This is a genomic window from Tardiphaga sp., from assembly GCF_044340795.1.
GTDB lineage: Bacteria > Pseudomonadota > Alphaproteobacteria > Rhizobiales > Xanthobacteraceae > Tardiphaga.
In genome coordinates this window covers 16464-28429 of sequence record NZ_JBIISY010000064.1, presented here as the reverse complement: position 1 = coordinate 28429, position 11966 = coordinate 16464, and the positions used below count along the sequence as shown (strand labels likewise).

Annotated in this window: 12 protein-coding genes; 4 read left to right on the top strand and 8 right to left on the bottom strand. The window is 63.1% G+C overall.

Annotated elements, in window-relative coordinates; all coding sequences use genetic code 11:
- The 4 genes from ACIQ17_RS12975 to ACIQ17_RS12960 form a co-directional block, all read right to left on the bottom strand.
- The coding region (locus ACIQ17_RS12975) for a MetQ/NlpA family ABC transporter substrate-binding protein (protein ID WP_398469157.1) at window positions 1–771 on the bottom strand (771 nt) is incomplete at its 3' end.
- A 51-nt stretch (window positions 772–822) separates the two neighbouring features.
- Entirely contained in the window at window positions 823–1488 is a 666-nt protein-coding gene (locus ACIQ17_RS12970; protein ID WP_398469155.1) for a methionine ABC transporter permease, read from the bottom strand.
- Window positions 1478–2584: a methionine ABC transporter ATP-binding protein gene (locus tag ACIQ17_RS12965; protein WP_398469153.1), complete on the bottom strand. Its 1107-nt coding sequence runs from the start codon at window positions 2582–2584 to the stop codon at window positions 1478–1480. The genes ACIQ17_RS12970 and ACIQ17_RS12965 overlap by 11 nt, the downstream gene beginning before the upstream one ends.
- A 206-nt stretch (window positions 2585–2790) precedes the next feature.
- Window positions 2791–3750: an aliphatic sulfonate ABC transporter substrate-binding protein gene (locus tag ACIQ17_RS12960; protein ID WP_398469151.1), complete on the bottom strand. Its 960-nt coding sequence runs from the start codon at window positions 3748–3750 to the stop codon at window positions 2791–2793.
- A 427-nt stretch (window positions 3751–4177) separates the two neighbouring features.
- Between ACIQ17_RS12960 and ACIQ17_RS12955 the strand changes: the two genes are divergently transcribed.
- From ACIQ17_RS12955 to ACIQ17_RS12945, 3 genes are all read left to right on the top strand, one after another.
- Window positions 4178–5086 (top strand): aliphatic sulfonate ABC transporter substrate-binding protein, encoded by a 909-nt coding sequence (locus tag ACIQ17_RS12955; RefSeq protein ID WP_398469159.1) that lies wholly within the window; start codon window positions 4178–4180, stop codon window positions 5084–5086.
- Between the two features lie 25 nt (window positions 5087–5111).
- Window positions 5112–5924: a MetQ/NlpA family ABC transporter substrate-binding protein gene (locus ACIQ17_RS12950; protein WP_398469149.1), complete on the top strand. Its 813-nt coding sequence runs from the start codon at window positions 5112–5114 to the stop codon at window positions 5922–5924.
- Window positions 5925–6045: 121 nt separating this feature from the next.
- Window positions 6046–6702: an N-acetylmuramoyl-L-alanine amidase gene (locus tag ACIQ17_RS12945; RefSeq protein WP_398469147.1), complete on the top strand. Its 657-nt coding sequence runs from the start codon at window positions 6046–6048 to the stop codon at window positions 6700–6702.
- A 128-nt stretch (window positions 6703–6830) separates the two neighbouring features.
- Here the strand turns inward: ACIQ17_RS12945 and ACIQ17_RS12940 are convergent, their stop codons facing one another.
- Window positions 6831–7661, bottom strand: a complete 831-nt coding sequence (locus tag ACIQ17_RS12940) for an aspartate dehydrogenase (RefSeq protein WP_398469145.1) — start codon at window positions 7659–7661, stop codon at window positions 6831–6833.
- 152 nt (window positions 7662–7813) lie between these two features.
- On the opposite strand from ACIQ17_RS12940, the gene ACIQ17_RS12935 reads away from it, so the two are divergent.
- On the top strand, window positions 7814–9283 hold the full coding sequence (locus ACIQ17_RS12935) for a GH1 family beta-glucosidase (protein ID WP_398469143.1): 1470 nt from the start codon (window positions 7814–7816) through the stop codon (window positions 9281–9283).
- On the opposite strand, the gene ACIQ17_RS12930 is transcribed toward ACIQ17_RS12935, so the two are convergent.
- Genes ACIQ17_RS12930 through ACIQ17_RS12920 form a run of 3 tightly spaced genes read right to left on the bottom strand, consistent with a single transcriptional unit; the run spans window position 9284 to window position 11963 of the window.
- Complete coding sequence (locus ACIQ17_RS12930; protein ID WP_398469141.1) at window positions 9284–10120, bottom strand: phosphodiesterase; 837 nt, start codon at window positions 10118–10120, stop codon at window positions 9284–9286.
- Window positions 10120–11181 carry an ABC transporter ATP-binding protein gene (locus ACIQ17_RS12925; RefSeq protein WP_398469139.1) on the bottom strand — a complete coding sequence of 354 codons (1062 nt, stop codon included), beginning with the start codon at window positions 11179–11181 and terminating at the stop codon, window positions 10120–10122. The genes ACIQ17_RS12930 and ACIQ17_RS12925 overlap by 1 nt, the downstream gene beginning before the upstream one ends.
- Window positions 11178–11963 carry an ABC transporter permease gene (locus tag ACIQ17_RS12920; RefSeq protein WP_398469137.1) on the bottom strand — a complete coding sequence of 262 codons (786 nt, stop codon included), beginning with the start codon at window positions 11961–11963 and terminating at the stop codon, window positions 11178–11180. The genes ACIQ17_RS12925 and ACIQ17_RS12920 overlap by 4 nt, the downstream gene beginning before the upstream one ends.
- Window positions 11964–11966: the final 3 nt, after the last annotated feature.

Sequence of the window (11966 nt, the reverse complement as noted above, 5' to 3'; positions counted from 1 at the left end):
GAGCACCGAGCCCTTGAACTTCTCGTCGATGAACGCCTTCACCTCCGGCGACTGATAGCTCTCCACCAGCGTCTTCACCCAGGGCTTGTCCTTGTCGGCGGTGCGCACCACGATGATGTTCGCATATGGCCCCTTCGGATCCTCGCGCAAGATCGCATCCTTCACCGGATCGAGACCGGCCTGCGACGCATAGTTGGTGTTGATACCGGCAACATCGACATCCGGCAGCGTGCGCGGCAGCTGGGCGGCATCGACCTCGACGACCTTCAGCTTCTTCGGGTTCTCGGTGATGTCGAGCAGCGTCGGCTTGAAGCCTACGCCATCCTTCAGCTTGATGATGCCCTTGTCGCGCAACAGGATCAGCACGCGGCCGCCATTGGTCGGATCGTTCGGGATCGCCAGCGACGCGCCGGACTTCACCTCGTCAAAGCTCTTCACCTTCTTCGAATAGATGCCCATCGGGAAATTGATGGTGGTGCCGACCGAGACCAGCTTGAACTTGCGATCGGCCACCTGGTTGTCGAGGTAAGGCTGGTGCTGGAACGAATTGGCCTGCAGGTCGCCGGAGTCCAGCGCCGCATTCGGCACCACATAGTCGGAGAATTCGACGATCTGGATGTCGAGGCCCTTCTTGGCGGCGACGGCCTTGGCGGCTTCCAGCACCTGCGCATGCGGGCCCGGCGTGACGCCGACCTTGATGGTCTCGGCCGATACGGCAGAGGTGAAGGCAGCAAGGGCAACGGCCGAGAGAAGTAGACGACGGATAGACATGGTGTTTTCCATTGTGAAGAAACGAATGAACCAGCGCGCGGACGCGCGTGCTCAGGATTTGCGCGTGCGCTTGTCGAGGCGACGCGAGATGAAATCGCCAAGGCTCTGCACGCCCTGCACGAGACAGATCAGCACGGCGACCACCGTCGCCATCACTTCCGGCATGAAGCGCTGATAGCCATAGCGAATGCCAAGATCGCCGAGCCCGCCGCCACCGACGGCGCCGACCATGGCGGAGTAGCCGATCAGGCTGACGGTTGCGAGCGTCAGCGCCAGCGTCACGGCGGGCATCGCTTCGGGCAACAGCACCTTCCACACGATCTGCAAGGGGCTGGCGCCAAAGGCGCGCGCGGCCTCGACCAGGCCCTGATCGACTTCGCGGATGGCGCCTTCGATGACGCGGGCGATGAACGGCGTCGCCGCGATGGTCAGCGGCACCACGGCGGCGCTGGTGCCGATGGAAGTGCCGGCGATGAGCCGCGTCAGCGGTACGATGGCGACGACGAGAATGATGAAGGGCGTCGAGCGCGTGGCGTTCACCACGAGGCCGATCAGGCGATTGACGTTCGGCGCCGGGAACAGTTCACCTGCCCGGCTCGTGGCCAGGAAGATGCCGAGCGGCAGGCCGGCCAGCGTGCCGAAGATGCCGGCCAACGCTACCATCACCAGCGTGTCCAGCGTCGACGACGCGATCATGTTGATGAGTTCAGGCGACATAGCCGAGATGCTCCACGGTGTTGCGGGTCGAGGTCAGATCGGCGATCAGTTTTGCCTGCAGCTCGGGCTCGGCCGCGACGGAGGCGATCAGCGTGCCGAACGGATGATCGGCGACATATTCGATCTGGCCATGCATGATGTTGAAGTCGACGCCGTAAGCACGCGTGAGCCGCGACAGCACGGGCTCGTCCGCATCGGCGCCGGTGAAGGCGATGCGGATGACGGCCTGACGGCCCGGCGCGTAATCGGCCAGCAGTTTTGTCTGCAGCCATTCCGGCACATTGCCGCCGGTGACTTCGCCGACAAAGCGCTTGGTGGTCGCATGCTGCGGCTTCGAGAAGATCTCGTAGGTCGTCCCCTGCTCGATGATCCGGCCGCCTTCCATCACGGCCACGCGTTGCGCGAGCTTCTTCACCACGGACATTTCATGCGTGATGAAGAGAATGGTGAGATTGAGCTCCGCATTGATCTGCTTCAGCAGCGCGATGATCTGCGCGGTGGTCTCGGGATCGAGCGCCGAGGTCGCCTCGTCCGACAGCAGCACCTTCGGCTTGGTGGCGAGCGCACGCGCGATGCCGACGCGCTGCTTCTGACCGCCGGAGAGTTCGGCCGGATAGCGGTCGCGCTTGTCGGCGAGACCCACCATCTCGAGCAGCGGCTCGACGATGCCCTTAATGTCCTTCCGCGGTGTACCGGCGATCTCCAGCGGCAGCGCGATATTGTCGAAGGCCGTGCGCGACGACAGCAGATTGAAATGCTGGAAGATCATGCCGATCGAGCGGCGCGCCTGACGCAGGCTGCGCTCGTCGAGCGATCCGATATCGAGGCCGTCGACGGTGACCTTGCCGGAGGTCGGATGTTCGAGCCCGTTGATGAGACGGATCAGCGTGGACTTGCCGGCGCCGCTCTTGCCGATCACGCCGACAATGGCGCCTTCCGGCACGACGAGGTCGATATTGTCGACCGCCTTCACCTCGGCGGAGTCTTTCCGCGGCGGAAAAATCTTGCTGACGCCATCGAAGGAGATGATGGCTGGCCCCTGCTGGTCGAGAATTGGCACGGGCACTCCAGTCGGCTTGGACACGGGAGCGTTCATTAGGATGACGTTTCTGTGCAGATGTGAAGATCGGGGCCGGCCTGAGAGGCACTGGCGCCGTGGCGGCAACCTACTGATTTCCGGGCGCAATTCAACCGCACTGCACAAAAAGTGAATTTTTCACCCGCAGATCGGCAGTTTGGAGAATGAAATTCCCGATCCGACGCACTTTCCAGTGCGCCAGCATCGGGAACCGCAACCGTTGATCAGGACCCCGGCGTCCAGGTCCAGACAATGTCCTTCACCTGAACCGGCTTCGGGATCAGCCCCAGCTTATGGAAGCGATCGGCCGTTTCCTGCTGGGTCGTGATGATCTTGTCGCTGATCGGCACCACCGTGTAGTTCGACCGCTCGACCGCGCGCGTGGTCGCGGCCCGATCGACACCGGTCGCCTCCTGCAGCTTGGCGGCGACGTCGGCGCGATTGGCCTCGGCCCATTTGCCCTCATCCGCAAATGTCTTGTTGAACAGCGCCACGGTGTCGGGATGCCTGGCTGTAAAATCCTTGTTGGCGAGGAAAAACGAAATCGACTCCTGCACATCCTTCGAGAACGCCACCACCCGCGCCTGCTTGCCTTCGGACAGCGCGAGATAGGGATCCCAGATCGACCACGCATCGATATTGCCGCTGGCGAAAGCAGCCGTCGCATCCGCTGGATTGAGATAGACTGGCGTGATGTCGGCATAGGTCAACCCGACCTTTTCGAGTGCCGCGACGATCGTGTTATGCGCGCTCGATCCCTTGCCGAAGCCGACCTTCTTGCCTTTCAAATCGGCGAGCGTCTTGATCGGCGAGTTGTCGGGCACCACGATGCCCTGATTGAAACCACGCGACGGGATCGCCGCGATATAGACGAGATTGGCGCGCGCCGCCTGCGCGAAGATCGGCGGTGCATCGCCGGCATAGCCGAAATCGATATTCCCGGTATTGATGGCTTCGAGGATCGGCGGCCCGAACTGGAATTCGACCCAGCGGACAGTGACGCCCTTCTCCTTGAACACCTTCTCAAGCGTCTGGCGCTGCTTCACCGCCGGAAAAATGCCGGCCTTCTGGAAGCCGATGCGGATTTCCTTCGGCTGTTCCGCGGCCGGCGCCTTGCTGGTGAATTGCGACAGCAGCAGCGTCGCGGCAATGGTGGCCAGGACAACGCGTCTCGACTTCGACATGAGGTTTCTTGCTCCGCCCGTGTCCGCGCCCGATGCGCCGACGTGATGACGAAACGCTACGCGTGATCGCGAAGATTGTGTTTTCAAAGGTAAGCGGTGCTCGGCAAGATTTGCGATCCGGCGCGCCGCATCGGGAGCAGCTTTCATCTCCGCGAGCAGAAAATTATTTCGTCGCGAGGGGCGACCGTGCAGCGCCCGGAGAAGGTTTGGCTCCGCGCTCTGGCTTTCGCAGAATGCGCGTAGCGCCGCGCCCGTAACTACAGTTTGGCATTTCATTGACTAGAACCGACGGCTCTCCCACCTTTGCGCATCGCCATTCGATCAATTGCAAAGCGGCATCACCATGCTTCCGATCATTCTCACGCACATCCTCAATCGCACCCTGCGCCGTCCCACCCGCGCGATGCAACTGGCCGCGCTCGCGACCATGCTGTTGACCTCCTTCGCCTGCGCGCAGACAGCGGACACCGTGCGCATCGGCTATCAGAAGTCATCGACACTGATTGCCGTGCTGAAGACCAATGGCGAACTCGAGAAGGCGTTGGCGCCGCTCGGCGTCAAGATCTCGTGGCATGAATTCACCAGCGGCCTGCCGCTGCTCGAAGCCATCAATACCGGCAATGTCGATTTCGGCGCCGATGTCGCCGACACCGTGCCGCTGTTCGCGCAGGCCGCCGGCGCCAAGCTCGCCTACGTCGCCGAGGAAGCCGCTTCGCCCGCCGCGCAGGCCATCGTGGTGCCCGCTGAATCGCCGCTGAAGACCGTCGCCGACCTCAAGGGCAAGAAGGTCGCCGTGACCAAGGGGGCCGGCAGCCACTTCCTGCTGCTCTCTGCCCTCAGCAAGGCCGGCCTCGGCTTCAAGGACATCACGCCGGCCTATCTGCCGCCCGCCGATGGCCGCATCGCTTTCGTCGGCGGCAATGTCGATGCGTGGGTGGCATGGGACCCGTTCCTCACCAGTGCGCAGCGCCAGAGCAATGCGCGCGTGCTTGCCGACGGCAGCAATGGCCTCGCCAGCTACAAGCGCTACTACCTCTCATCCGCCGCCTATGCCGCAAAGCGCGGCGACGTCCTGAACGTCATCTTCAGGAAGCTCGACGAGACCGGCAAATGGGCGAAGGCCGACCCGAAGGAAGCCGCCAAACTGCTCTCCGGCCTGTGGGGCATCGACGCCGCCACTGTCGAGGAAGCCAACAGCCATCGCTCCTACAAAGTCGGCGCTGTCACCAAGGCCGGCCTGTCCGAACAACAGACCATCGCCGACGCGTTCTTCGCCGAGAAGCTGATCCCGGTGAAGGTCAACGCCGCCGACGTCACGATCTGGTCGCCGAAGTAATCCTCACTCACCGAAAGCTCGCATCATGAAGTCGCTGTTCTCGGCGCTCGCCGCCGCTGCCATCACGCTTGCCCCGTTGACTGGGGCGCTTGCCCAGTCGCCGGCCAAGACCGAACTCAAGGTCGGTTTCGTGCCCGGCCCTTACATCGACGGCTTCAAGGCCGGCGTGGAGCCCGAGTTGAAGAAGAAGGGCTACACCGTCAAATACTACGAATTCTCCACGGGCCTCGAAGCCAACACCGCTGTGTTCAAGAACGACATCGACGCCAATGTGATGCAGCACACGGTGTTTCTCGACAGCTACAATGCGCGCCAGAAGACCGACCTCACCGGCATCATCACCGTGCCGACACCGCCGATGGGGCTCTATTCGACCAGGCACAAGAAGGCCGACGACGTGAAGGCCGGCGCCACCGTGGTTGTGCCCAATGATCCCGTGAACCTGCAGCGCGCGCTGTGGATCCTCCGCGATCTCGGCTGGATCGAGATCAAGGACAACAACCCCGTCGATGTTACCGAACTCGACGTCGTCAAGAACCCGAAAGGCATCAAGATCGTGCCGCTGGAAAATGCCCAGGCCCCCCGCGCGCTCGGCGATGCCGACTTCGCCGCCGTGCAGGGCAATTTTGCCATCTATAGCGGATTGAAGCTGACCGAAGCGTTTGCGCTGGAGAAGATGACAAAGCCCTATACCAATGTCGTCGCCGTCCGTCGTGGCAATGCCGACGCGCAGTGGGCCAAGGACATCGTGGCGGCCTATCAGTCGGACACCTTCAAGACCGCGATCCGCAACGACAAGTTCTATGCCGGCTTCACGCTGCCGGAATACTTTAATTGAGCGGGCCGTAGGGCGGATGAGCGTAGCGTAATCCGCCCTACGGCGGCTCTCCGATTTGACTCCGCGCCGCGCTAGGATACGCTTCCTCCAGACATCATGAGATGTCCGTGGAAGCGAGGATATGAGGACCCGGCTCGTCGTTGCATTGGTGGCCTTGTGCGCGTTCGCCGTACCGGCGACCGCCCAGACGCTCACAAGCTTCGAGATCGCCGCTCGCTCCCGCGGCACGCCGGATATTCCCGGCCTCAACATGGTCTGGCTGCGGCCCTGGACCGATCTCCGCCTCGCCCGGGAATGGCGATACATCGTGGTGCATCAGTCGGAAGGCGCGGTCGGCTCGGCCTGGCGCAATGCCGTCGCCCAGATGCAGAAGCCGGATCGCCGTGGTGTCGCCATCTGGGTCGAGACCGATGGCACGGTCTACTGGTCGACGCCGGAATGGGCGGTGCCGAAACATCTCAATCGCGGCAACCGCAACGACAACAAATATATCGACAATGCATCGACCTATCGGCAGGTCGACAATGAGAGCACGATCGGGGTCGAATTCGTCGGCAACTATCCCAATGTCCGCAAGCCGCCGACCGAAGCGCAGATCGCCGCATGGCGTGTCCTCGTCCGCGTGCTGCAGGCCCGCTACGACATCCCGAACGAGCGGGTGTTCGCGCATAACTGGATCGACTACAAGGATCACCGCTATTGCGAGGGCTGCGAGCTGGCGCGGATTGCACGGACACTGGGCGTGGAGACGGCGCAGCAGGTGGAGAAGAGGCAGTAGCTAAAATGCTCTACTTGTCATCCCCGCGAAAGCGGGGATCCAGTAAACGCCAGCGGCACGGCTCCATCGCTGCAGCCAGCATGTACTGGATCGCCCGGTCAAGCCGGGCGATGACAGACTGAACTAAATTAAGTCCCCACCCGCAACGCCGCGCCGCGCTTGCGGAGCAGTGCGATCACCGACAGCGCGGTGATGCGGCCCGTCTTCGGATTCTCCGACGGAATGTTCTCGATCTGCATGGAGAAGCGCGCGGAATCCGAATCCACCTCGACGCGATGGACATTGCGGGTCAGCGCCGGATCGGCCCAGATCTGCAACGTGGTCGCGTCAGGCCCGATGCCTGCCAGCGACAATGCCACGGCGACATTGAGATTGGCCGGAAACCCCTTCGCAGCCTCGCGCGCGGTGCCTTCAAAAATCTTCAGCGGCTCGGTGATGCTCTCGATGTCGATCTTGTTCTCAACGATATAGGGCGCACCCGCGAGCCCCTTCACCGGCTTGCGCGTCACCATCTTCACCGAATGGATCTTGCCTTCGGCCGCCGCCGTCACTGCATCGAGGCCGATCAAGGCGCCGGTTGGCACCACGATCTGCCCGCCATGGGTTTTGGCGAGTTCGACCAGATCGTCATTGAACAGCAGTGCCCCGGCGCTCAGCACAATGGCGGTCTTGCCCTTGGTGACGAACGGCTTGACGATCTCCGGCAGCAAGGGCGCCGGCGCACATTCGATCACGATGTCGGCGACGGCTTCGAGATCGGCGATCGGCAGCACCGGCGGCGTCTTGGCAAGCTTCAACAGGAACGCCGCGTGCTTGTCCGGGTTCTGCACCGAGACCGCCGCGAGCGTGAGACCTTCGATCCCCCGATCGAGCTCCTCGACCACCTTCTGCCCGATCCCGCCCAAGCCAACCACGGCGACGCGTGCCACCGATGTCGTTCCCATGCTCATCTCTGCCATCCCGCTTCGTGCCGGCATCGTCGCCGTCTTGCATCCCTTTTTGTCGCAGCCGCGACCGAATGTCCAATGCGGCCATGCTGAGGCCTCATGTCCCCTGTCATTGCGGCGAGCCCGACGCTATCTCTCGGCCAGTCGCATAGACAGGAGTTGCAGTGTCCCATCGTTTCACGCGCCGTCATCTCGTCGGAGGCGCAGGCGCCATCGCCGCCGGTCTCGCCATGCCGCCGGCGGAGGCGCAGCAGGCGGCAAGTGCACAGCCGGGCGGCACGCCCCGCGCCTTCCCGCAAAATTTCGTCTGGGGCACGGCGACCGCGTCCTATCAGATCGAGGGCGCCGTCGATGTCGAGGGTCGCGGCCGTTCGATCTGGGACACCTATACGCGCCTGCCGGGGAAGATCCGCGACAACAGCAATGGCGACCGCGCAGTCGAGCATTTTACGCGCTACAAGGAAGACATCGCGCTGATGAAGGAGCTGGGCACCACCGCCTATCGCTTCTCCATCGCCTGGCCGCGCGTGTTTCCCGACGGCACCGGCACGCCCAATCCGAAAGGTCTCGATTTCTACAATCGCCTGATCGACGAATTGCTGGCCAACGGCATCACGCCTTATGCGACGCTGTATCACTGGGACTTGCCGCAGGCGCTGCAGGATCGTTTCGGTGGCTGGGCCTCGCGCGAAACGTCGAAAGCCCTCGGCGACTATGCCGGCTATGTCGCCAAGCACATCACCGATCGCGTGAAGAATGTCTTCACCATCAATGAATGCGCGACCTTGGTGGATTTCGGCTATGGCGTCGCGCCGATCGAAATGGCGCCGGGCATCAAGTCCACGCAGAAGGAGCTGAACCAGATCCGTCATCACGTCGCGCTCGGCCATGGACTTGCCGTGCAGGCGATCCGCGCCCAGGGCCGTGCCGGCACGGAAATCGGCGTCGCGGAGAATCTCGCCTCCTGCATTCCGGTGATCGAGACACCGGAGCATATCCGCGCTTCGGAGATCGCCACCCGCGAGATGAATGGTGGCTATCTTACCGTGATCATGGAAGGCCGCTACACGGATGGCTTCCTGAGTTATGCCGGCGCAAACGCTCCCGTCTTCACCGAGGACGACCTCAAGATCATCGGCTCGCCCGTCGATTTCCTGGGTCTCAACATCTACATGCCGCAACACTATGTCGCGGCGCCCGCCGATGCCTCCGGCTTTGCGCTTGTGCCGACGCCAGCGACTTTCCCGCGGATGGAATCCGATTGGCTGCGCGTCGGGCCGGAAGCGATGTACTGGGCACCGCGCAATGTCGCCAAGCTCTGGAACGTGAAGAAGATCTTCATCACCGAGAATGGCGCTTCGGCATCTGACAAGCCAGCACCGGATGGCCGGATCTTTGACCTCGACCGCATCATGTATCTGCGCGCGTATCTCACGCAGCTGCAGCGCGCGACGTCGGAGGGCGTACCCGTGCAGGGCTATTTCCACTGGAGCCTGATGGACAATTTTGAATGGATCGACGGATACGAGAAGCGTTTCGGCCTGTATCACGTCGACTTCAACACGCAGAAGCGCACGCCGAAGCTGAGCGCGGAGTTCTATCGCAAGCTCATTGCGGGGAATGCGTTGGTCTGATCAGAGCAACTTCCCATCAGCCCCGAAGAACGGATGCGGGCCGTCGAACTCGCCGATCGGCACCTGATGGGTGACGAGGTGGCCGCCCTCGCCGTCCGGAAACCAGACATGCAGATGAAAGGCCGGCGGCTCGACCCGGAATGACGGCGGGCGGATTTCGGCGAGATCGAGATCCACCGCATGGTTCGGCGCCGGGCAGATCGTCGCCACGGTGCCAGCAAACGTCGTCAGCGTCGCCCGATGGACATGACCGGCCGCGACGATGCGGATGCGCGGATGGTTGCGAACAATAGTGGCAAGCTCGCCGGCATTGTGCAGGTTCTGCACATCCATGTGCTCGATAGCGGTGCGGAATGGCGGGTGATGCAGGAACAGCAGCGCCGGCCGGTCATTGGATGAGCCCAGCGTGGCATCGAGCCATTCCAGCGTCGCTGTTTCCAGCGTGCCGTATGGTTTGCCGGGGACGTGGGAGTCCAGCAGGATCACATCCAGCGGCCCGACCGTGCGTGCCTGATCGAGCGGACCGGCGGCACGGGCATAAGCCCAGTCTGGAAACGCCGCGCGCATCATGTCGCGGGCATCGTGGTTGCCGGGCACGCCGATGAACGGAATTTTGAGTGGTGCCAGCAGGCGCCACAGATGCTCGTATTCGCCGGGGGTCGGCGTGTCGACGAGATCGCCGGAAATGACAACGAGATCGGGCCGCGGTTCGAGCGCATTCAGCTCGGCCACACAGCGCTCCAGCGCCCTGGCGGTGTCGACCTTGTTATAGGCGAGCTCACCCGGTGCCTTGATGTGAAGGTCGGAAATCTGGGCAATGATGGTCGGCTTCGACATCAGTCTTCTTTCGGCAACACGCGAACGGCGTCGGGCGCAATCGACAGGCCGACGCGCTCCCCTGCCCGCACATTGATCCTGTTTGGCGCGTCCACCGTCAATGGCCGGTTCGCCGCATCGGTCACGATGACGCGCTGGCGGTCGCCGATGAAGCTGGCGCTCTCGACGACGCCGCGCAGGAAGGCATCACCCTCGGCAATGATGCTGATGGTCTCCGGCCGGATCATCGCCACCGCGGCGGCGTCGTCGGGCGCATCGTTGAGCGCCAGCCAGCCACCGGGCAGCGTCAGTCGCCCGCCTGCAATCGGCCCCTCGACGATATTGGCGGCACCGACAAATTCCGCAACAAAGCGGTTTTGCGGCTCGAAATAGACCTCGCGCGGCGTACCGATCTGGGCGATGGCGCCCTTGCGCATCACCACGATGCGATCGCCGAGCTCCATGGCCTCGGCCTGATCGTGGGTGACATAGATCGCGGTGATGCCGAGCTCGCGTAGCAGCCGGTTGAGCTCGCTGCGCAGCCGGTCGCGCAGCGAGGCATCGAGCGCCGTCAGCGGTTCGTCGAGCAACAACACGCGGGGACGAACGGCAACAGCGCGCGCGAGCGCCACGCGCTGCCGCTGACCACCGGAGAGCTGATCGATGCGGCGATTTTCAAGACCGCCGATATTGGTGAGTGCCACCATCTCGGCGACGCGCGCCGCGCGCTCGGCCTTGCCGACGCCGCGGATCTTGAGGCCGTAGCCGATGTTCTCGGCCACGGTCATGTTGGGAAACAGCGCATAGGACTGGAACACCATGCCCACATGGCGTTGCTCGATCGGCGTCGCCGTCACGTCATTCTTGTCGAACAGGATCCTGCCGCCGGCATCCGGCGTCTCGAGGCCGGCGATGATGCGCAACATCGTGGTCTTGCCGCAGCCGGAGGGCCCGAGCAGCACCAGCGTTTCGCCGGCGACGATATCGAGCGAGGCCGGCGACAGCGCCTGCGTGCCATCTGGAAAAGTCTTGCCGCAATTGACGACATGCACGGCGGCGCCGTGCGAAGCGATGGCGTTCATCTGGTCTGGCTCTTGTCGGCAAACATCTGCATCGCCACCAGCAAGGGCACGATCATGATGAAGAAGATCAGCGTATAGGCGGAAGCGACTTCCAGCCGCATGGAGGCATAGCTGTCGGCAAGGCCGACGGGCAGCGTCTTGGTCAGCGGCGTGTGCAGCATCCAGGTGAGATTGAATTCGCCGAGCGACAGCGTGATCACCATCAGCGATCCCGCCAGAATGCCGGGCATCGCATTGGGCACGATCACATTGCGAAAGCGCGTCCAGGGCGAGGCGCCGAGCGAGGCAGCGCCCTCGTCCAGCGTCTTGATGTCCACCGAGGCGAACACCGCCATCACAGAGCGCACCATGAAGGGCATGGTGAACACCACGTGGCCGGCGAGAATGAACAGCCACGACTGCCGGAAGCCGCCGAAGCTGCCATAGGTGAGCAGCAGCGCCAGCGCGATGGCGAGGCCCGGAATCGCCAGCGGCAGCGTGATGATCTCCTCGATCACGCGCGACAGCCGGCCACCCCGCACATGCAACGCATAGGCCGAGGGCACGCCGACAACGAGCGTCACCGCGAGCGTTGCGAAGGCGATCAGGAACGACAGGCCGATCTCGCTCTTGTAGAGCCCCCACACCTGCACGACCCATTGCAGGGTGACCCCGGACTGGATGCCGCGGAAATAATTGACCGTCACGCCGGCCGAGATCGACAGGATCACCGGCACAACGAGGAACGCCGCCACCAGCAGCGTGAAGCCGAGTTGTCCTGCGAAGATCAGGCGATCGCGCATGCC